We start from the raw sequence: 19,969 nt of genomic DNA, 5'->3' as shown, positions 1-19,969 counted from the left end.
CACGAGGGCACGACCATGATTGAACAGTGGCAGGTAGATCAGTATCACCAGCAGGGATTTCTGGTAGTTGAACATGTCCTGACAAGCGAGGAAATCGCCGCGCTGCAGCACGATTTTGACCAGTGGGTTGAGGAAAGCCGCAGCCAGAGTGCCCCATGGGGCAATACTCAGGATGGCCGTTCGCGTTTCGACATTGAGAGCGATCACAGTGCCGACCATCCTTCTTTGCGTCGCGTGAGCTCACCAAACGACATCTCTGCCGCCTATCGCCATGCGGCACTGCAGTCACGAATGGCGCAGATTGCCGGGCAGTTAATTGGTGGCAGCGGCGCACGCTATCATCACAGCAAGATCAACTCGAAGCTGCCCCATACCGCAACGAAAGTGGAATGGCATCAGGATTTCCTGTTCACCCCGCACAGCAACGACGATATCGTGACCGCGCTGCTGATGGTCAGCGAGGTCACGCCGGAAAATGGCCCGCTGAACGTGGTGCCGGGCAGCCATCGGGGACCACTGTATTCGCACTGGCAGGACGGGCGTTTTACCGGGGCCGTCGAGCCTGCGGTGGTGAAAGAGCAGTGTCAGCAGCCCAGCGCCTGCTTTGGTCCCTCCGGGTCCGTGTGCTTTATGCACACAAGGCTGCTGCACGCCTCCAGCCCCAATGAAACCGAGTGGCCGCGCACGCTGTTTATCGCCGTGTACGCGGCGGAAGACGCGCTGCCTTTCGGTGAAAACCCCTTGCCCAGCCCGGATGCCGGAACGCTGGTTTATGGTGACGAAAGCGGCATGGTCCGCAGCACCCCAAATGAACTTCGCCTGCCGCAGAAACCGCGCGGAGCATCGTTCTTTGTTCAGCAGGCAGGTCAAGATCTTGCCAACGTCTGATTGCGCCTAACAGAGAGATAATAATGATGAAAACATATGTATTAAGTCTGCTTGCCGCAGGCGCTGTCCTGGCGTCATTTAACGCCTCAGCCTTTTTACAACCAGGTAAAATCATCGCCGGATCGGATATGACCTTCTTTCCGTATGAATACATGAAGGATAATAAACCCGCTGGCTTTGACATTGAGTTTCTTGATGGCCTGGCAAAAGTGATGGGCCGTCAGGCCGTGAATATTGATACCCGTTTTCCTAACCTGATCACCGGTTTACAGAGTAACCGGTTCGATATCACTAACTCGTCGATGTATATCACCGCCGATCGCATGAAAGTGATCGACATGATTCCCTACCTGAAAAGCGGCGAGGCTATCCTGTCGCTGAAGGGAAGTGATTATCAACCCAAGACGCCTGAAGAATTCTGCGGCCATAAAATTGGATCGATGGGCGCCACCTCCTGGCTACAGCAGTTGCATAAACTGTCTGACGATTACTGTGTGAAAAACGGTAAGCCCCCTATCGCGATCAGCGAATATGCGACCGATCCTCAGACGACTCAGGCGATGCTTTCCCATGCGGTGGAAGCGCAGATCACCGATGCCGCGGTGGCGCGTGGCGTTGTCCAGAAGCTGGGCGACCGCATCCAGATATCTTCCACGACGCTCATCTATCCCGTATTAAACGGTTTCGGCGTGAAGAAGGACAATACGGAGGTGAAACAGGCCCTGGTTGCGGCGCTGGAAGCCTACAGTAAAACGCCAGAGTATGCCGCACTGCTCAAAAAATACCATTTTGAAGCGCCGACGGCGGACGATCTCAAGACCTTGATGCCTAAGCCTTAATCTCAAACGCGTGCCGGGCACGCGTTCATTTTCAGGAGGTAATATGGCGCTTTCTTTCGAAGAACAAACGCGTATCGATCTGGCGGCAGCCTTCCGCATTATTGCCCACCTGGGCATGCATGAGGCGGTAGCGAATCATTTCAGTGCCGCTGTCTCACCGGATGGTAAGCAGTTTCTGATGAACCCAAAGTGGAAACACTTTTCACGCCTTCGCGCCAGCGATTTACTGCTGCTCAATGCTGAGGATGCATCCTGTGCAGAGTGGGATGATGTTGATGCCACCGCATGGTCCATTCATGGGCAAATTCATCAGCGGCTGCCAGAAACCCGGGTCGTGATGCATCTGCATCCGGTTTACACCACCAGCGTTGCCTGCCTGGCGCAGCCGCACATTCCGCCTGTCGATCAAAACAGCGCGCGCTACTTCAACCGCATCGCGGTAGATACGTTATACGGTGGCATGGCCGATACGAAAGAGGAAGGCGCACGTCTGGCCAGCCTGCTGACCGATAAGCGTCGTCTGTTAATGGGCAATCACGGCGTCATGGTTACCGCCCAGACCATTGGCGAGGCCTTTGATGACATCTGGACGCTAGAGCGCGCCTGCCAGATTTTGGTTACCGCCTGGTCTACCGGGCAACCCTTGAAAGTCCTGAGCGATGAGGTCGCGGAAAAAACGGCCCGCGACTGGGAAGGTATTCCCGACTTCTCTCTGCGGCATTTCGAGGAGATGAAGCAGTTGATGATTGAGGCCGATCCCGCCCTGTGCGACTGAGTGCTTCCACGCACGGCTGTCACGCAGGTGACAGCAACAAAGACAGCACGTGGCGACAGCCTTTTGCCGCCACGCGCTTGCCGCCCGGAAGCGATTACGCTTCTGAAGCGGGATGCGTTTTTATCCAGTGCTCGGCAATCTGCTGCCGGGTACAGATCCACACATCCTTATGCTGCTGAATGTGGTCAAGGAAGTTTTGTAGCGCGCGGAATTTTCCTGGGCGCCCTAACAGGCGGCAGTGCATCCCCACCGACATCATTTTGGGCGCGGTCTCGCCCTCTTCATACAGCACGTCGAACGTATCGCGCAAATACGTGAAGAACTGCTCTGCGGTGTTAAAGCCCTGGGGCGATGCAAAGCGCATATCGTTACATTCGAGCGTATAGGGAATGATCAGATGCGGTTTTACCGTACCATCCTGACAGGTAACCTGCGTCCAGAAGGGCAGATCGTCGCCATAATAGTCGCTGTCGTAACTGAATCCGCCCTGTTCGACCACCAGACGACGCGTATTCGGGCTGTCGCGTCCGGTGTACCAGCCCGTCGGCGCCTGACCAAACAGATCCGTTAACACATCCACCGCCTGCTGCATGTGCTGACGCTCGGTTTTAGCATCGATGCCCTGATAGTGGATCCAGCGCCAGCCGTGACTGACCACGTCGTACTTCGCCTGTTTAATGGCGTCTACGATTTCCGGATGACGCGCCAGGGCCATCGCCACACCGAACACGGTGAGGGGCAATCCCCGTTTCTGAAACTCGTTATGAATGCGCCAGAAACCGGCTCGGGAACCGTATTCATACAGCGATTCCATCGACATGTGACGATCGGGATAGCTGGCGGCACCAATGATGTCAGACAGGAACTGCTCTGAACCCGTGTCGCCATGTAATACGCTGTTCTCGGCCCCCTCCTCGTAGTTGAGCACAAACTGCACCGCCACCCGCGCTTTTTTGGGCCACGCCGCATGAGGAGGATTCGCGCCGTAACCGATTAGATCGCGCGGGTAATTTTTATTGAAGCTGTAGGTTTTCTTATCCTGGCTTTCAGTCATAACTTGCATCCTGTCGGTGAACGGGAACATCTGCTTAGTTTAGGTGCTGAAAGGCACCCGAGAGGGGTTTATGTAAAGGATAAGCCAAATCGCCCTGTTTGCTGGTGCCAAATCCCAGCGCCACCAGCGATTCCACCATTTTTACCGCTGCACTGACGCCATCAATCACCGGCATCTCCAGCTCCTGTGTGAGCGACGCCGCCAACGTTGCCATGCCGCCGCAGCCTAAAACAATCGCCCCACAGCCATCTTCCCGTTTTGCCTGGATACAGCGCTGGCGCACTTTCTCCTGTGCCAGCCCGCTGCCATCCTCCAGCGCCAGCACGGGTAAATCGATAGCATGTAAGGCCGCACAATGGTGGGTAAAGCCATACTGCTGAAGTAAATGTCGTGCGATGACCAGCGTGCGCGGCAACGTGGTGACGATCGAGAAACGCGTTGCCACCAGTGTGGCCGTATGCATGGCCGCTTCTGCGATGCCGATGACCGGACCGCTGGCCAGTTCACGTGCCGCCAGCAGTCCCGGATCGCCAAAACAGGCAATCACGTGGCCACTGACGCCCTGTGCTCTGCCAAGTTTCACCTGCTCCAGTACGCCTATCGCCGCAATCGCCTCATCGAAATGCCCTTCAATGGAGGGCACGCCCTGCGAAGGGCACACGGCGAGGATGTCCGTACCCGGCGCGGCAACGGCGCGGGCTGCCCGACCGATGGTTTCCGTCATCGCCTGGCTGGTATTAGGATTAATAACCTGAATCAGGCTCATGATACGGCTCCTTTGTGACCCGAAAATAGTCGGGTGAAATCGGGCAAGGTTTCGCCGCCGCGTTCGAAATGCAGGCTGGAAACAATGTGTTCAAAGTGGTGCTGCAGTGAGTCAGTGAGCGGCACCAAGGCCTTTTCACGTAGCAGCTGTAACAAACGATCGTGATCATCACAGCGACAACCGCGTTGCCACGGCGCGCCCCACGCGGCAATCACCAGAGACGATCGCTGCGCCAGGCGCGTAACAAGATCGGTTAACACCTGATTGCCGGAAATCGCCTGCAGCTGAATATGAAATGCCGCCGAGAGACGAATCGCCGCAGGGCCATCGTGATGTTCGATGGCCGCCTTTTCCTGGGCGACCAGCGCAGCCAGCCCGGCAAGGTGAGGCGGCTGCATATGTTCCAGCACAGCGGGAAGGTTGGCGCACTCGAGTAAACTGCGGGTACGAAAAATATCACGGGCTTCATCAACGCCGGGCGTAGCAACATGTGCACCACGTTTGGGCGTAAGCGTAACCATTTGCACCGCAGCAAGGCGCTGCAACACTTTACGGATGCCCGTGCGGCTGACGCCAAAGACCTCTGAAAGCGCCTCTTCCGGCAATTTGCTGCCGGGCGGCAGTTGGTGTTCAACAATGGCGTTCATTAACGCCTGATAGATAGGTTCATCTTTATCATGCAGATCGGCCGCCGTTCTCTGGCCCTTTTCACTCTTCATTACCTGCTCCGGTAAACAGCGTTGCGTCACTTATCGTATACGTTAAAAATAAATTTTGTATACAAAAAACAAATTTGGCCTGGATCCTGCAAAGTCATTTCACAAGGTTATTTTATTCATGTCTTTGAGAGGAGCAGGTTTCATGCCAAATCATTCAACGGTGAGTAGCACATCGGCCTCTGAAGCCGGGAAAGCATACAGTCCAAAGCTATGTAATGAAGACCTGGCGCCTACGCGCCATCAAAACTGGTCCTGGTACAACATCTTTTCTTTCTGGATGTCGGACGTACACAGCATGGGCGGCTATGTGGTAGCGGCGAGCTTCTTCACGTTGGGCCTGGCGAGCTGGCAGGTGTTGCTCTGCCTGTTGGCGGGGATCTGCATTGTTCAGCTCTGCGCCAACCTGGTCGCTAAACCGAGCCAGATGGCCGGTGTGCCTTATGCGGTTATTTGTCGTCAGGCATTCGGTGTTTTTGGGGCTAATATTCCGGCGGTGATCCGCGGCCTGATTGCATTTGCCTGGTACGGTATTCAGACCTGGCTGGCGGCAAACGCGCTGATGCTGGTGCTGCTGAAGTTTTACCCGTCGCTTGAAAGCCTGACCCACAGCCACTGGCTTGGTTTATCGCAGCTGGGCTGGTACTGCTTTGGCGTGATGTGGGTTCTGCAGGCAATGGTGTTCTGGCATGGCATGAGTGCGATTAAGCGCTTTATCGATATCGCAGGCCCCGCAGTGTATGTGGTGATGCTGGCACTGGCGGGCTGGATTGTATACAAAACCGGTTTCGACGGTATCTCCTTTACGCTGGCCAGCAAGTCGCTGTCGGCAGGCGAACAAACCTGGCAGATGATTACGGCAACGGCATTAGTGGTGTCTTACTTCTCAGGCCCGCTGCTGAACTTTGGTGACTTTTCCCGCTATGGCAAAAGCATGGGCGAGATCCGCCGGGGTAACCGCTGGGGACTGCCGTTCAACTTTCTGCTGTTCTCCATCGTGACCGTTGTCATTGTATCGGGCACTCAATCCCTGTTTGGCAAAATGATTACCGATCCTATTGAAACCGTCAGCATGGTCGGCAGCGATTTAGCCGTGGCGATTGGCTTACTGACTATGATCACCGCAACGATCGGTATCAACATCGTGGCGAACTTTGTCTCGCCTGCTTTCGATTTTTCAAACTGTTCGCCGCAGAAAATCAGTTTCCGCACCGGTGGCATGATTGCGGCAGTCGGATCGGTCCTGCTCACACCGTGGAATCTGTTTCAGTCTCCTGAACTGATTCACTACACGCTCGACGTACTGGGTTCGTTTATCGGGCCGCTGTTTGGCATTCTGTTAGCCGATTTTTATCTGATTAAGGGCGGCCGTATTTCAGTAGACGATCTGTTTGATGCCACACCGCAGGGGCGCTACTGGTATCGCGGTGGATTTAACCCGAAGGCCATTATCGCTTTGCTGCCCTCAGTCGCTATCTGTCTGGTGATCAGTTTTATCCCTTCCCTGCATCAGGTGGCCAACTTTAGCTGGTTTATCGGCGTGGCGCTGGCGGCAAGCTGCTACTGGTTAGTGGCGCGAGAAAAGCAGACTGAGCAGAAAGACCTCACTATGCCTTCCGGCACGGTGGTCATGCAGAAGGAATAACGCCCTGTTCAGATGCAGTATGCCTGTACAATAACCATATAAACGACTCTGACTGGAGTCGTTTTTTTTAATAGCCGAACACCGGATCGCCTTGATGGCGAATACTGCTGACTGTTTGGCGCGCCAGCCCTTACCGCCCCAGATAATGTTCGCGTGTGAATACGCGCTCATCCTGTTTGCCCCTCTCCCTTTCGTGCAAAAGCGCCGTGTGCCCGTTACCCCCTGTCTTGACCTGCTAGAAATTTGCAGTGACAAGGCATTTAAAATCAGCGAGATAAGTCATTAAACCCTCTGCGTATCCCGGCGTCGCGGTAACGAAAGAACGCGGGATTCCCGCACCCGATAACATTCATTTCAAAATAAAAAAGATTCAAAATGAAAGTTAAATGATTTATTTGTGATCCATATAAAATATTTATGCCTTTTAAACGACTATATTTTCTGCGTGTTAAGACCTAACCAACGTGAAAATCCGGGCAACCTTAAAAGGAGCGGCACATGATTGATGCAATCACCTTTGGTGCGGAATGGTTTATTGGACTGTTCCAGAAAGGAGGTGAAGTTTTTGTCGGCATGGTGACAGGAATTTTACCTTTGTTAATTAGTTTATTAGTCGTAATGAACGCGTTAATACGATTCGTAGGGCAACATCGAATTGAACGACTGGCACAGAAATGTGCGGGCAATCCTGTATCACGCTATTTGCTTTTACCGCTTATTGGCACCTTTGTTTTTTGTAACCCGATGACACTCAGCCTGGGGCGATTTATGCCCGAGAAATATAAGCCAGGATATTACGCGGCCTCGTCATACAGTTGCCATTCAATGAATGGGTTATTTCCGCACGTGAATCCGGGTGAACTCTTCGTTTATTTAGGGGTTGCCAGTGGCCTGACGACTCTGGGCTTACCCTTGGGCCCTCTTGCTGTCAGCTATTTTCTGGTTGGGCTTTTTACTAACTTTTTTCGCGGCTGGATTACCGATCTCACCACCAGCCTGTTTGAAAAAAAGATGGGCATCAAACTCGATAAAAACGTTCAGCTCTAATAAAGGCGGAAAATAAAATGACGACACAAATCCGTATCGAAAAAGGAAACAGCGGTTGGGGCGGCCCTTTACAACTTGATATAACACCCGGGAAAAAAATTGTTTACATCACCGCCGGCGCCGACCGTCAATCGTGGACAGGATCAGTGAAATCACCCATTGGGAAGCTGTAGATGGTTTCAAACAAGGGGAACCGCCAGCCGATGAAATTGGTCTGGCCATCATCGATTGTGGTGGCACGCTGCGTTGTGGTCTTTATCCCAAACGCGGTATCCCCACCGTGAATATCCATGCGACAGGAAAGTCCGGACCGCTGGCACAATATATCCTGGAAGACATTTATGTCTCTGGCGTTAAGCCTGAGAATATCAGCATCGTCAATCGCGAGGATCACGGCAGTAAAGACGTCATTCACACCCATGACGAAAAACGTGCTGCCCCCGCGCCCCGTGGCGCTGGCGCGGGGAAAGATTATGACTCGAGTAAAAAAATTACCGAGCAAAGCGACGGTTTACTGGCAAAAATTGGCACAGGAATGGGGACCGTCGTTGCCGAATTTTTCCAGGCCGGGCGGGATACCATTGATACCGTACTCAAGACCATCCTCCCTTTTATGGCATTTGTGGCGGCCATCATTGGCATCATCATGGCCTCAGGTTTGGGCGATATGATTGCCCACGGGCTGACGCCACTCGCCACCAATCCTCTTGGCTTAATCACGCTGGCCTTAATCTGTTCCTTTCCGCTCCTGTCGCCGTTCTTGGGGCCGGGCGCCGTGATAGCCCAGGTTATTGGTGTACTGATCGGCGTTCAAATCGGACTGGGTCATATTCCGCCCCATCTTGCCCTGCCAGCCCTGTTTGCCATCAATGCACAAGCCGCTGCAGATTTTATTCCTGTGGGTTTATCGCTGGCGGAGGCGAAACAGGACACCGTGCGCGTGGGGGTTCCTTCCGTTCTGGTCGGCCGCTTCCTGACCGGTGCCCCTACCGTGCTGATTGCCTGGGCAGTCTCTGCCTTTATTTATCACTAAACGCCCCCCTTCTGGAGAAAAGTCATGACGCACTTTGAAACCGAAATAATCAAAGTGGGCATAAACGCCCACGATGCGCTGCTTGAAAACATGATGATTTTATTTCGGGAAGGCGCACCCGCCGATATTCAGGATTATTGCTTTATCCACCAGCATGGCACGCTGACGGGGCATCCTGTCACGGGTTCAACCCTGCAGCTGGGAGAACGGTGTTATGCCGTGACGGCCATCGGTGAGGTCGCGATCGAAAACTTGCGCGAACTGGGCCATATCACCGTTGTTTTCGACGGGCAGCCAACCGCGCAACTGCCTGGTTCAATCCATGTTAGTGGAAAAGCGCCCGACAGAATTACGACGGAAACATCCGTAAAACTCTTTGCATAGGAGCGAGTTATGTCTGAAGTTGCTGTGGTTATCGGTGGTGGGCAAACGCTGGGGGCATTTCTGGCAAAAGGGCTGGCCGAAGCAGGTTACCGCGTTGCCGTCGCGGATTTGAAAGGGGAAAACGCCCGAAAGGTCGCCTCAGAAATTAACGCCGAATATGGCGCCAATCGGGCCGTGGGTTTTGAGGTTGATGCAACAGATGAGGCGAGTGTTATTGCGCTTGCTGGCAATATCGATAAGGTCTTTAAACAGGTCAATGTGATGATTTACAGTGCCGGCATGGCAAAAGCGTCCTTTGTCACTGATTTCGCCTTAAAAGATTTTGAAATATCTTTGCAGGTCAATCTGGTTGGGTATTTTCTCTGTGCACGTGAATTTTCCCGACTGATGATTCGCGATAATATTCCGGGCCGCATTATTCAGATCAATTCGAAGTCGGGCAAAACAGGCAGTAAACATAATTCGGGCTACAGCGCGGCTAAATTTGGCGGCGTGGGATTAACACAGTCACTGGCCCTCGATTTAGCGGATTATGGCATCAGAGTACATTCGCTGATGCTGGGTAATTTGCTCAAATCGCCGATGTTTCAGTCTCTGCTTCCTCAGTATGCAAAAAAACTGGGCATCTCGCCCGAGGAAGTTGAAGCCAGCTATATTGCAAAAGTGCCACTCAAGCGCGGTTGTGAATACCAGGATGTGCTGAACGTCTTGTTGTTTTATGCAAGTGACAAGGCCTCATATTGCACCGGGCAGTCTATCAATATCACGGGCGGCCAGGTGATGTTCTGATTGCCCCCTTCAATATCGCTGGCCTGGTATGTTGGCCTTGCTCAGGAGACGAAGATGAGTAGCGGGATAATTGCTGTAGCACTGTTGGCATGGCTGGCCCATTCGTTGTTTGGCTGGTATCAGTTACGACGCTTTAACCATATGCTGGAGGGGTTATTTCAGCAAGGTCGGGTTGGCATCGGGCGATCGGCTTCAAACCGCTTCAACGTTAAACCCCGCGTAATTATCGCAGTCGCGGTCAATCCCGAAGGACGAATCCTGGCGGCTGTCATTATGAAAGGCTTCACCGTTTTTGCGCGTCCACATGCTTTGCCTTTGTTAACCGACTGTTATCTTGATGATATCGATGCGAAAAAAATTTTTCCCGAACGTGAAACGTGTCAAAAAGCCTTACTTTCCGCCATATCAATGAAAGAGTGATGTGTTAAATTGAAAGCAGGATGAAAATTTTAGCGCTGCTTTAATTTTGACAAAACCCCTTTCAGATAAGGCGTTACTGATGAAACCGCAACAAAGACAGGAAGCTATCCTTGCCTATCTCCAAAAAAATGGCAAAACCACCATTGGCGATCTGATCGACTATTTCAAAGCAACAGGCACGACGATTCGCAAAGATCTGACCGAAATGGAAAAGCGCAGCGAGGTGATTCGTATTCACGGTGGCGTCATTCTGAGCCATGAAGAAGGCGATCAACCTATCGACCATAAAACGCATATCAACAGTGACAGAAAAAGGCACATTGCTGAATCGGCCATACAACTGGTTAACGATGGTGATTCGCTAATCCTGGATACTGGCAGCACTGTGCTTCAAATGGTCAGGCATCTCAAACCCTTCAATAACATTACCGTCATGACAAACAGCCTGCACATTGTGAATGCGTTAATGGAATTAGATGGCGATCAGACCATTTTAATGCCCGGCGGAACGTTACGAAAAAAGTCCGCCTCATTTCATGGCGGACTTGCCGAGTCAGCCTTTCGCTCTTTTAACTTCGATAAGTTATTTATTGGCGCCGATGGTATTGATTTGGATATGGGGATCACCACCTTTAACGAAGTTCATGCCGTCAGCACGTCGATGTGCGCGGCGGCTGACAGGATTATTGTTCTTGCTGATTCATCCAAGTTTGGTCGTAAAAGCCCAAATGTTGTGTGTAGTCTGGATAAGGTGGATACCATTATCACGGATGCCGGTATTACGCCTCATTACCTTCAGCGACTCGTGGACAAAAAAATCAACGTCATTGTCGCAGGAGGGGAGGATGAAGAATAAAGAGGTGCTGCTCGAGTATGCCAGAGAGGCCCTGTCGCTTGAAATTGCCGAGGCTCAGAATCTGTTTAACAGCTTAGATGACGCGTTTATCAATGCGTGTGAATTAATTCTGCAATGTCAGGGCAAAACGATTGTTTCTGGCATCGGTAAATCTGGCCATATTGGAAAAAAAATCGCCGCTTCGCTGGCCAGTACCGGCACTCCCGCTTTTTTTGTGCATCCTGCTGAAGCCTTGCATGGCGATCTGGGCATGATCACTTCGCAGGACGTGTTTATTTTTATCTCGAATTCCGGCAGCGCGGCTGAATTACAGATTATTGTTCCTGCCCTTAAGGCGCTCAACGTTCCCATTATTGCGATCACTAATGTCGCCCACTCCTTTCTGGCCCAGCAGGCCAACCACGTACTGCATCTTGCTGTTAATCGGGAAGCCTGCCCGATGGGGCTTGCGCCCACGTCGAGCGCCGTGAATACCCTGTTATTGGGTGACGCTTTGGCAATGGCGCTGATGCGTTCACGTAATTTTAATGAGGAGCAATTTGCCCGCTCCCATCCCGGAGGCAGCCTGGGCGCTGGCCTGCTTAATTCGGTTGCTCAATCTATGCGAAAAGGCGAACGCATTCCTCGCGTAAATAAAAACGCCTCCGTGTTAGATGCCATGGAAGAACTGACCCGTACCGGTATGGGGATTGTGATTGCCTGTGATGACGACAACGATATCGAGGGTATTTTTACTGACGGCGATCTGCGCCGCGCGCTGTTAGCTGGTAAAAAGCTGGACGATCGGCTTGATCCTCTCCTGACGCGCCCCGGCTACAAACTGGCCGAACACCTTTGCGTTGCGGCCGCTACGCAGAAATTATATGACCGACGCATTAGCGCGGCGCCAGTCGTCAATCAACAGGGTCAGTTAGTTGGAGCCATCAATCTCTATGATTTGCATAAATAACATTTATTTAGCCCGTTTTTAATCTATCAGCCACCTGGGAGGGAATATGGAATTGTATATCGATAGTGCAGATACGTTAGCTATTCACGATCTGGTCAACGTTTTACCCGTTAATGGCGTGACCACCAACCCTTCGCTCGTCGCCAAATCTGGCGTCGAACTGACAAAGTTAATCAGCGAGCTACGCACGATTTTAGGGGAAGAGAAGCTTATCTTTGCTCAGGTTCTGGCAAAGGATACACCAACGATTATTCGCGAGGCGCAGTACCTCCATGAGCTGTGCGCCAATATGGTCGTGAAAATCCCCGTCGACCGGGCCGGACTCGCCGCGATTACCCAGTTGAAACAACGTAACATTCCTACTTTAGGCACGGCGATTTACTCTACCTCACAGGCGATGTTGGCGGCCTTTGCTGGCGCTGATTATATTGCGCCCTATTTCAACCGTATGGAAAATAATAATATCAATGCAAAGCAGGCCGTTTCAGATATGCAGCAATTTATTCAACTGCATAAGATGGAGTGCAAGATATTAGCAGCCAGCTTTAAAAACACGACGCAGGTAGCGGACTGCCTGCTCTCTGGCGCGGCGGCTGTCACCTTACCTGTCGATGTGATGTGCGAAATGTTTAACTCCCCTCTGGCAAAGCATGCCATTGATGATTTCAGTCATGACTGGCATCGGGCGTTCAACCGTTTGCAGTTAATGATTTAGTGGTGCGAAGATGTTAATCGTGCTGGCGTGAGACAACGTTTTTATTTGGCAGCATTAATACTTTGGTTGCCTGAATGAAAGGAAATTGTTTCGGAGTTTTCGACGCTAGAAAAGCAAAAACGCCATGCTGATAACCAGCATGGCGTCGAAATTTGGCGGAACGGACGGGGCTCGAACCCGCGACCCCCTGCGTGACAGGCAGGTATTCTAACCAACTGAACTACCGCTCCGCGCTTTGTTCCCCGTCGGGAACGAGGCGCATATTAATCACAACAAGAGTACGCGTCAACGCTTTTCCCCGTGCAACATTCTGTTTGCTGCTATTTTCGCCCCAATGTTGATTTTACACACAAATCTTTGCGACTCAGGCGCGCCACAGACAGCTGCCGCCCTTCTTCATAATGAGATCTAACCGGGACTCATGCTGGTTAACTTCCTCATCGCTGGCGGTAACCACACGCAATCCCGAGCTGGGGCGAGCAATACGCTGAATACCTTCGCTCTGCTGCTGACGTGCTCGTTCCTCTTCCGATGAGAACGACAGCGAAGTTTGCCCGCCGGTCATCGTTAAGAAAACTTCGGCCAGTATCTCGGCATCCAGCAGTGCGCCGTGCAACGTACGCTTGCTGTTATCTATTTCGTAACGTGAGCACAGCGCATCAAGGCTGTTGCGCTTGCCGGGAAACATGCGGCGCGCCATTGCCAGGCTGTCGGTAATCTTGCAGAAGGTTTCGGTTTTCTCAATACCGCGCTGCAGTTTACCGAATTCGTAATCCATAAAGCCGATATCAAACGACGCGTTATGAATCACCAACTCCGCACCGCGGATGTAATCGAGAAACTCATCGGCAATATCGCTGAAGGTCGGCTTATCCAGCAGGAATTCATCGGCGATACCGTGAACGCCAAACGCTTCAGGATCCACCAGCCTGTCGGGCTTGAGATACATATGGAAGTTATTGCCCGTCAGGCGGCGGTTAATGACTTCGACGGCACCAATCTCAATGATGCGGTGACCTTCATAATGTACCCCGATCATATTCATACCGGTGGTTTCAGTATCGAGAACAATTTGACGGTTATTTGCAGTGCTCATAGGCCTCGTTTTATGTCAGACTTGGCGTTTTGTCAGAAGGAAGTCTACCAGAGATGCGTAAACAGGTAGAGATTTTCACCGATGGATCTTGTCTCGGCAACCCGGGCCCCGGTGGTTATGGCGCAATTTTGCGTTACGGGCAGCATGAAAAAACCTTCAGTGCGGGTTATCGCCTGACGACCAATAATCGCATGGAGTTAATGGCGGCCATCGTGTCACTGGAAGCCCTGACGCAACCCTGCGATGTGGTGTTAAGTACCGACAGTCAGTATGTGCGCCAGGGTATTACACAATGGATACACAACTGGAAAAAGCGTGGCTGGAAAACGGCTGAGAAGAAGCCGGTTAAGAACGTCGATTTGTGGCAACGGCTGGATACCGCGCTCAGCACACACCAGATTCAGTGGGAATGGGTTAAAGGTCATGCCGGCCATCCCGAAAACGAACGTTGTGATGAACTGGCGCGCAGCGCAGCGAACAACCCGGCCTTTGATGATATTGGCTATCAGCCAGAATCCTGATCTTTGACGTGTCGGAACTGGCGCGTCGCGTTGACCGTCTGGGGCAATTGTCTTTTGCTCAGGCTCATCCGCGCCTTGGTGGGCGTAAGGGGAAAACTTCGTTTACGCGCCACAACAATGTTTAGGCAACCTAACGCGGGAAGATGGGCGCTGATCATTTTCCCCCCCTGCCGATGCCAGGGCAGCACCTGGAAACGCGTGCGGTAAACCACTTCGTAATTCAGTAAGCCCAGCCAGTCCAGTAATCGCATCTGACTAAACATCCGGCTGCTCCAGGGCGCTTTACGCTGGATGCCCGGCACCATCTTACTGATGCCCAGCAGACTGAACGGATTAAAACCACTGATGATCATCCAGCCGTCATCGATCAGAACGCGATCAACCTCGCGCAATATCCGGTGCGGATCCTGACTCCAGGATAACGTATGGGCCAGTAAACAGGCATCAACAGACTTCGATTCAAACGGCAGCTGTGCCGGATTTGCCAGCACCTGTAGCTGTTCCCCTTCAGTGCCTACACTGACCTGATGTGAGATAGCACAATTTTCTGTATTGATTTCTGCGCTGAGGTTGCCAAGCTTAAGCATATGAAAGCCGTACAGCTTTCCCAGGTAAGGCTGAAGCTGCTGTGTAAGCGCATCGCGGAAATAGACGCCCCAGGGCATATCGTGCCATGAGCGTGGCGCGTTCAGGATTTGGCGTGTTTTAGCGGGCTTCATGCTTTACCATTTTCCTTTTTATACGGCCAGCGAGAGGTATCTATGAATCTTACCAGTATTCCTGCATTACAAGATAACTACATCTGGACGTTAACAGATGACAACGGAAAATGCCTGATTGTTGATCCCGGTGAAGCTCTGCCGGTACTGGAGAAGATCAAAGCTAACGGCTGGCAGCCTGAAGCGATTTTGTTAACCCATCATCATAATGACCACACAGGCGGTGTTAAAACCCTCTGCGAACATTTTCCTGACATTGCCGTTTATGGTCCGCAAGAAACAGCGGACAAAGGTGCAACCATTCGGGTCAGCGAAGGGGATAAATTCAACGTTCTGGGTCTGTCTTTCGAGGTTATCGCTACGCCCGGACACACTTTAGGACATATCTCATATTACAGTTCGCCTTATCTTTTCTGCGGTGACACTCTGTTTTCGGGCGGCTGCGGTAGATTATTTGAAGGTACGCCAGAGCAAATGTTCGATTCTTTTCAGAAGCTTAACCAACTCCCAGAGGATACCCTGGTGTGCTGTGCACATGAATACACTTTATCCAATCTGAAGTTTGCTGCTGCAATTTTACCCCACGATCCGCAAATAACGGCTGAATACCATAAAATTAAGGACTTACGGGCCGAAAATCGCATTACTTTACCTACAAAACTGGCTCACGAGCGTGTGATAAATTTATTTCTCAGAACGCAAGATCCTGATTTACAACATGCTTTGAGCGTTGATTCAGAGGTAGAGCCTGTATGGAAGACATTTGCCGTTCTACGCGAGAAGAAAGACCGTTTTTGATTTTTCAGGTTGTGTTGTGAAGGACCGTCACGTATAGTTGCTCGTCTTTTAAGCGAACTATTGACACACACATGAAGGCTAAAGCGATATTACTCGCCTCGGTCTTGCTGGTAGGATGTCAGGCATCACGGAATGACGCCAATATCCCCGAACAGCATGCACAGAGTCTGTCTTCAGCTGGTCAAAGTGAAAATGGAAAGTACGGTGATCGACTTTTATCGCCGCGATGGCAGGAAGATGGAACTGGCCTCGCAGAAGATAGTGATCTCTGGAGTTTCATTAGTGACGAGTTGAAGATGGGGATTCCGGAAAACCCCCGGATCCGCGAACAGAAATTAAAGTTTTTAAAAAATAAGAGCTATCTCCACGATGTAACATTACGGGCAGAGCCGTACATGTACTGGATAGTCGAGCAGATTAAGAAACGTAAGATGCCGATGGAACTAGTACTGCTACCCATAGTGGAGAGCGCTTTTGATCCTCACGCAACGTCATCTGCAAATGCCGCTGGCATCTGGCAGATTGTTGGCAGTACGGGTCGAAACTATGGTTTAAAACAAAACCGTTACTACGATGGTCGTCGCGATGTTGTCGCTTCAACCAAAGTAGCGCTGGATATGATGCAGCGTCTAAATACCATGTTCGGTGGTGACTGGCTTCTGACAGTTGCGGCCTACAACAGTGGCGAAGGACGCGTGCTCAAAGCGATTAAGCAGAACAAGGCACGCGGTAAGCCTACCGACTTCTGGCATCTTTCGCTTCCACGTGAAACGACGGTTTATGTTCCAAAAATGTTGGCCTTGAGCGAGTTGCTTAAGAACAACAAGCGTTACGGTATCAAACTGCCGACACCTAACGAAAACCGTGCACTGGCACGTGTTGAAGTGGGTCAGCAGATAAAACTGACGCAAGCCGCTGAAATGGCCGGTATGTCGCTCACAAAGTTAAAGAGCTTTAATACCGGGTATAAAGGCGGTGCGACAGCACCTAATGGGCCACACTACATTATGGTGCCGAAAGCTAACGTCGCACAGTTGCGGGATTCACTGGCTTCCGGTGATATCTCTGCAGTGCAGCCCACCCAACTGGCGAAGGCCAGTAATGATGGTGGCTACAAAGTGCGAAGCGGCGATACCCTGTCGGGCATTGCCAATAAGTTAGGCGTCAGCGTTGCAACACTGAAGCAGCAAAATAACCTGCGCAGTGCCAGCATTCGTCCGGGTCAGATACTGACTGTCGGATCGAGCGGCACGAGCCTGGCGGATAATGGCAACAGCATCACCTATCGTGTTCGTAAGGGTGATTCTCTTGACAGTATCGCCCGTCGTCACGGCGTGAATATTAAAGACGTGATGCGCTGGAACAGTGTTGTGAGTAATGCAAAAGATATTCAGCCTGGCGATGAGCTAACGTTGTTTGTTAAGAATAACGCAACGCCAGATACCTGATACGTTGAAAAGGCTGACAAATGTCAGCCTTTTTTCTTATTCGATTCTTCTGCACTTTGCATGATCTCCCGGCGTTTCGCCCTCTCCTCCTGACAGAACGCCTCTCCGCGATTCTCCTCACCGACTGGCGTTAAATTCGACCAGTAAGGGATTATGATCGGATGCGCGCGTCACCAGCACTGACGCCTCACTAACGTGCATGTCGCGATAGAAGACGAAATCTAACGGCCGGCCAAAGGCTTTACGTCGATGATCCGCGGTGAACATCACTTCTTCCAGCTGCATCTGATGAGCAAACCGGTAAAGCGCGTTAATCCGTTGACGACTCCACGCATTGAAATCGCCAGCCATGATAACCGGACCACGGTGGTGGACAATCTGTTCGCCAATAGGCCCAAGTTGTTTACTGTAGACATCCACGCCCAGACTAAAGTTTACGGCATGAATGTTGACTACCATAAGCGTTTCACCCGTGGGTAACGGATAGGCCGTGACTAAAGCCGATTTAGAGAGCCTCAGAAGCGGCTCTCGCTCACGCAAAGGGCAACAGTAGACTGGGTGAGCGGAAGCCAGTGTCATCACGCCAGAGGGATGCTGAGGCAACACGAATGCCGGAACCTGATCGGCCGCCAGATAGTTGCTGGTCGCAAACCGGATAAGCTCTGGCGTGGTTTGCGCTTCCTGGAGCAGAACCAGATGCGCATCTTTACCAAAGCCTTCCAGTACGGACATCCAGTCGGCACGCTGCTGTTTAAAGATATTCCATACCAGCACTTTAAGATTGGGGTGAGCGGGGAGCGGCGCGCCGGGAGGCAGCGCCTGGCCGAGATGAAACATTGCACCCGGGGGAAAGATCCTCTCCGCTGGCTGTCCGGCTACATATCTCATCGCGTAGGTTTTTTTGCGCACTTTCCCGCCTGGCTAATCGTTCAAAAAGTCGTATGACTTATCTGTTATAGGGATTTTAGTACGCGGTTTCAATGGATGCTGCCGATTGTTCCAAACCCACTCTGTTTATTTTAATCATAACGGGCTGTATTGATACGCTGTCTTGTGGGCCGGTCTGCTCAAGCGCGGCATAATTTATCATCTGTCTTATCGGGAAAAAGCCTTTCGCGCCAAGGGGCCAGGTCAGTGCTGTGCTTTAATAACAGTTCTATCGGCCTACAGGCTATTTGGCGTGAAGAGACACCATGAAGGCATCGTCTGAAGAACTGAAAGTATTTGTGAGCGTGGTTGAAAGTGGAAGCTTCAGCCGGGCTGCCGAGACGTTAGAGATGGCCAACTCTGCCGTAAGCCGTACGATTAAGAAGCTGGAAACTAAGCTGGGGCTGGCCTTACTTACGCGAACGACCCGCAATCTTGCATTAACGCAGGAAGGGGAACGTTATTTTCAGCAGGTCCAACATTTTCTTCAGGTGATGACCGCGGCGGAAAACGAGTTGATGGAAAGCCGTGATGTGCCCAAAGGGCTGTTGCGGATAGACGCAGCTACGCCAGTCATATTGCATCTCATCATGCCGATGATAAAGTCCTTTCGGGAACGCTATCCGGACATCGCGCTTTCGCTGATTTCTTCTGAAAACTTTATCAACCTGATTGAGCGAAAAGTCGATGTGGCAATTCGGGCAGGCAGTCTGACGGATTCTGGCCTCAGAGCGCGACTGCTTTTTATCAGCTATCGCCGTCTCATTGCCTCTCCCGACTATTTGAAAAAACACGGTATACCTTTGCGGGCGGCCGATCTGGATAATCATCAGTGTCTTGGTTTTATTGATGCACCGCGCCTTAATCGTTGGCCTGTGGCCTGTGAAGGCGGCGAACTTTATGGCATTCGTTCTGAGCTCGATTCAAATAGCGGAGAGACCATCAAGCAGCTTTGCCTGGAAGGGAATGGTATCGCCTGTCTGTCAGATTACATGGTGCATAAAGAAATTGAAGAAGGCAGCCTGGTGGAGATCATGGCCGATCAGCGTTTGCCGGTTGAGATGCCCTTTAACGCCGTGTATTACAGCGATCTCGGCGTAACCCAGCGCGTGCGTGCCTTTATTGATTTTCTCAGTGAGTGGGTGGTCAGACAGCCCTGGCATGTGCAAAACGATTTGCAGCAACACCTCTCTATAAAGCCCTGAAGGGCTGTGCTCGCTACAGCCTGTGAGACGTTGCCGTGTGGGAGAGTAATGGCAATTATTTTGGCTCAGAAATGGAAAAAGCCCTGACCGTTAAGTCAGGGCTTTCCAATTAAGTGGCGGAACGGACGGGGCTCGAACCCGCGACCCCCTGCGTGACAGGCAGGTATTCTAACCAACTGAACTACCGCTCCACCGATTCTGTACTGACGTCAGAAAAACGTTCTGATATCAGGTATATCGCCCTTCCGCGTCACCGGTAAGGTCATGACCAGCGTACTGGTCTTAATTTGATGCCTGGCAGTTTATGAATCACGCTGTGATTCACCCTTCGGGCTGCTGCTTCGCAGCGTTCAAAAGCGTTCGCTTTTGTCCTACTCTA

21 protein-coding genes, 2 tRNA genes and 1 pseudogene are annotated in these 19,969 nt (G+C 51.7%); 16 read left to right on the top strand and 8 right to left on the bottom strand.

The window, feature by feature from the left end; all coding sequences use genetic code 11:
- Window positions 1-15: 15 nt before the first annotated feature.
- Genes DFO57_RS15955 through DFO57_RS15945 form a run of 3 tightly spaced genes read left to right on the top strand, consistent with a single transcriptional unit; the run spans window position 16 to window position 2,502 of the window.
- Window positions 16-888, top strand: coding sequence for a phytanoyl-CoA dioxygenase family protein (locus tag DFO57_RS15955; RefSeq protein ID WP_013024737.1), 873 nt, complete (start codon window positions 16-18; stop codon window positions 886-888).
- Window positions 889-911: 23 nt separating this feature from the next.
- A complete protein-coding gene (locus DFO57_RS15950; RefSeq protein ID WP_015700907.1) occupies window positions 912-1,727 on the top strand; it encodes an ABC transporter substrate-binding protein in 816 nt (271 codons plus the stop codon).
- A gap of 43 nt (window positions 1,728-1,770) precedes the next feature.
- On the top strand, window positions 1,771-2,502 hold the full coding sequence (locus DFO57_RS15945) for a class II aldolase and adducin N-terminal domain-containing protein (protein WP_014592986.1): 732 nt from the start codon (window positions 1,771-1,773) through the stop codon (window positions 2,500-2,502).
- Window positions 2,503-2,596: 94 nt separating this feature from the next.
- On the opposite strand, the gene puuE is transcribed toward DFO57_RS15945, so the two are convergent.
- The 3 genes from puuE to DFO57_RS15930 are packed head-to-tail and all read right to left on the bottom strand — an operon-like array spanning window position 2,597 to window position 5,041.
- On the bottom strand, window positions 2,597-3,556 hold the full coding sequence (puuE, locus tag DFO57_RS15940) for an allantoinase PuuE (RefSeq protein WP_014606528.1): 960 nt from the start codon (window positions 3,554-3,556) through the stop codon (window positions 2,597-2,599).
- Between the two features lie 34 nt (window positions 3,557-3,590).
- A complete protein-coding gene (gene hpxA, locus DFO57_RS15935) occupies window positions 3,591-4,322 on the bottom strand; it encodes an allantoin racemase (protein WP_013024733.1) in 732 nt (243 codons plus the stop codon).
- A complete protein-coding gene (locus DFO57_RS15930; protein WP_014592984.1) occupies window positions 4,319-5,041 on the bottom strand; it encodes a GntR family transcriptional regulator in 723 nt (240 codons plus the stop codon). The genes hpxA and DFO57_RS15930 overlap by 4 nt, the downstream gene beginning before the upstream one ends.
- A gap of 142 nt (window positions 5,042-5,183) precedes the next feature.
- Here DFO57_RS15930 and DFO57_RS15925 point away from each other — a divergent pair, with 142 nt between their 5' ends.
- The 9 genes and pseudogenes from DFO57_RS15925 to DFO57_RS15885 all read left to right on the top strand — a co-directional run bounded on the left by DFO57_RS15925 (window position 5,184) and on the right by DFO57_RS15885 (window position 12,876).
- Entirely contained in the window at window positions 5,184-6,683 is a 1,500-nt protein-coding gene (locus tag DFO57_RS15925) for an NCS1 family nucleobase:cation symporter-1 (RefSeq protein ID WP_015700909.1), read from the top strand.
- Window positions 6,684-7,181: 498 nt separating this feature from the next.
- Window positions 7,182-7,730, top strand: coding sequence for a PTS glucitol/sorbitol transporter subunit IIC (locus tag DFO57_RS15920; protein WP_013024730.1), 549 nt, complete (start codon window positions 7,182-7,184; stop codon window positions 7,728-7,730).
- Window positions 7,731-7,747: 17 nt separating this feature from the next.
- A pseudogene (locus tag DFO57_RS15915) lies at window positions 7,748-8,763 on the top strand (PTS glucitol/sorbitol transporter subunit IIB).
- 24 nt (window positions 8,764-8,787) lie between these two features.
- The gene (locus DFO57_RS15910; RefSeq protein ID WP_014606533.1) at window positions 8,788-9,147 is read left to right on the top strand and encodes a PTS glucitol/sorbitol transporter subunit IIA; all 360 of its coding nucleotides are present in this window, start codon (window positions 8,788-8,790) and stop codon (window positions 9,145-9,147) included.
- A gap of 9 nt (window positions 9,148-9,156) precedes the next feature.
- The gene (gene srlD, locus DFO57_RS15905) at window positions 9,157-9,936 is read left to right on the top strand and encodes a sorbitol-6-phosphate dehydrogenase (protein WP_015700911.1); all 780 of its coding nucleotides are present in this window, start codon (window positions 9,157-9,159) and stop codon (window positions 9,934-9,936) included.
- A gap of 54 nt (window positions 9,937-9,990) precedes the next feature.
- The gene (locus DFO57_RS15900; RefSeq protein WP_015700912.1) at window positions 9,991-10,356 is read left to right on the top strand and encodes a transcriptional regulator GutM; all 366 of its coding nucleotides are present in this window, start codon (window positions 9,991-9,993) and stop codon (window positions 10,354-10,356) included.
- A 79-nt stretch (window positions 10,357-10,435) separates the two neighbouring features.
- A complete protein-coding gene (locus tag DFO57_RS15895) occupies window positions 10,436-11,212 on the top strand; it encodes a DNA-binding transcriptional repressor (protein ID WP_014606536.1) in 777 nt (258 codons plus the stop codon).
- Window positions 11,202-12,161, top strand: a complete 960-nt coding sequence (locus DFO57_RS15890) for a KpsF/GutQ family sugar-phosphate isomerase (RefSeq protein WP_110015517.1) — start codon at window positions 11,202-11,204, stop codon at window positions 12,159-12,161. The genes DFO57_RS15895 and DFO57_RS15890 overlap by 11 nt, the downstream gene beginning before the upstream one ends.
- A 46-nt stretch (window positions 12,162-12,207) precedes the next feature.
- Window positions 12,208-12,876 (top strand): transaldolase family protein, encoded by a 669-nt coding sequence (locus DFO57_RS15885; protein WP_019106318.1) that lies wholly within the window; start codon window positions 12,208-12,210, stop codon window positions 12,874-12,876.
- Between the two features lie 153 nt (window positions 12,877-13,029).
- Here DFO57_RS15885 and DFO57_RS15880 read toward each other — a convergent pair.
- Together DFO57_RS15880 and dnaQ are read right to left on the bottom strand one after the other, a co-directional pair.
- Window positions 13,030-13,106: transfer RNA gene (locus DFO57_RS15880), tRNA-Asp, on the bottom strand.
- Between the two features lie 134 nt (window positions 13,107-13,240).
- The gene (dnaQ, locus tag DFO57_RS15875) at window positions 13,241-13,972 is read right to left on the bottom strand and encodes a DNA polymerase III subunit epsilon (protein WP_014606539.1); all 732 of its coding nucleotides are present in this window, start codon (window positions 13,970-13,972) and stop codon (window positions 13,241-13,243) included.
- Between the two features lie 53 nt (window positions 13,973-14,025).
- On the opposite strand from dnaQ, the gene rnhA reads away from it, so the two are divergent.
- Window positions 14,026-14,493, top strand: a complete 468-nt coding sequence (gene rnhA, locus DFO57_RS15870; RefSeq protein ID WP_014606540.1) for a ribonuclease HI — start codon at window positions 14,026-14,028, stop codon at window positions 14,491-14,493.
- Here rnhA and DFO57_RS15865 read toward each other — a convergent pair.
- Complete coding sequence (locus DFO57_RS15865) at window positions 14,478-15,212, bottom strand: class I SAM-dependent methyltransferase (RefSeq protein WP_013024720.1); 735 nt, start codon at window positions 15,210-15,212, stop codon at window positions 14,478-14,480. The genes rnhA and DFO57_RS15865 overlap by 16 nt on opposite strands.
- 42 nt (window positions 15,213-15,254) lie before the next feature.
- On the opposite strand from DFO57_RS15865, the gene gloB reads away from it, so the two are divergent.
- Both gloB and mltD read left to right on the top strand, forming a co-directional pair.
- Window positions 15,255-16,010 (top strand): hydroxyacylglutathione hydrolase, encoded by a 756-nt coding sequence (gene gloB, locus DFO57_RS15860; RefSeq protein ID WP_015700915.1) that lies wholly within the window; start codon window positions 15,255-15,257, stop codon window positions 16,008-16,010.
- Window positions 16,011-16,081: 71 nt separating this feature from the next.
- Window positions 16,082-17,458 carry a murein transglycosylase D gene (gene mltD, locus DFO57_RS15855; protein ID WP_013024718.1) on the top strand — a complete coding sequence of 459 codons (1,377 nt, stop codon included), beginning with the start codon at window positions 16,082-16,084 and terminating at the stop codon, window positions 17,456-17,458.
- A 117-nt stretch (window positions 17,459-17,575) separates the two neighbouring features.
- Here mltD and DFO57_RS15850 read toward each other — a convergent pair whose 3' ends face one another.
- Window positions 17,576-18,367 carry an endonuclease/exonuclease/phosphatase family protein gene (locus tag DFO57_RS15850; protein WP_014606543.1) on the bottom strand — a complete coding sequence of 264 codons (792 nt, stop codon included), beginning with the start codon at window positions 18,365-18,367 and terminating at the stop codon, window positions 17,576-17,578.
- A 284-nt stretch (window positions 18,368-18,651) separates the two neighbouring features.
- Between DFO57_RS15850 and yafC the strand changes: the two genes are divergently transcribed.
- A complete protein-coding gene (gene yafC / locus DFO57_RS15845) occupies window positions 18,652-19,590 on the top strand; it encodes a DNA-binding transcriptional regulator YafC (RefSeq protein ID WP_014592977.1) in 939 nt (312 codons plus the stop codon).
- A gap of 114 nt (window positions 19,591-19,704) precedes the next feature.
- Here the strand turns inward: yafC and DFO57_RS15840 are convergent.
- A tRNA-Asp gene (locus tag DFO57_RS15840) sits at window positions 19,705-19,781 on the bottom strand.
- Window positions 19,782-19,969: the final 188 nt, after the last annotated feature.

This window comes from Pantoea sp. AG702 (assembly GCF_003182295.1).
Lineage (GTDB): Bacteria > Pseudomonadota > Gammaproteobacteria > Enterobacterales > Enterobacteriaceae > Pantoea > Pantoea ananatis.
This window is presented reverse-complemented; position numbering and strand designations above follow the sequence as displayed.